This window comes from Sulfitobacter sp. 15WGC, from assembly GCF_005068605.1.
In the GTDB taxonomy this organism is placed as follows: domain Bacteria; phylum Pseudomonadota; class Alphaproteobacteria; order Rhodobacterales; family Rhodobacteraceae; genus Sulfitobacter; species Sulfitobacter faviae.
Window position 1 is genome coordinate 1 of sequence record NZ_SZNL01000248.1, and the last position, 248, is coordinate 248.

The window sequence follows — 248 nt, forward strand, 5'->3', positions numbered from 1 at the left end:
CCTGGAGCGAAGCCGGTTTCAACATCAAGCGTCGAGTGAAGAAGCCGTTTGCTTGGATCGAGTACAGCAACGGTCGCAGGTTCGTCCGATACGATCTCTATGCATCGAGCCAGGTGACACCAAAAAAGCGGCCCTCAGATCGCCAGCTAGCCAAGAAGCTGATCAACGATGAGGTGATGTAATGCGCGCACGCGCTGATCCCTGATGATTACATCGCTCGCAAGGGACTGCCTGCACTGAGGTCATCA

Annotated in this window: 1 protein-coding gene; it reads left to right on the forward strand. The window is 54.8% G+C overall.

What is annotated here, in order from left to right; all coding sequences use genetic code 11:
- Nucleotides 1–182: hypothetical protein (locus FCK22_RS19185; protein ID WP_211243607.1), on the forward strand; the 182-nt coding region annotated here is incomplete at its 5' end.
- Nucleotides 183–248 lie beyond the last annotated feature (66 nt).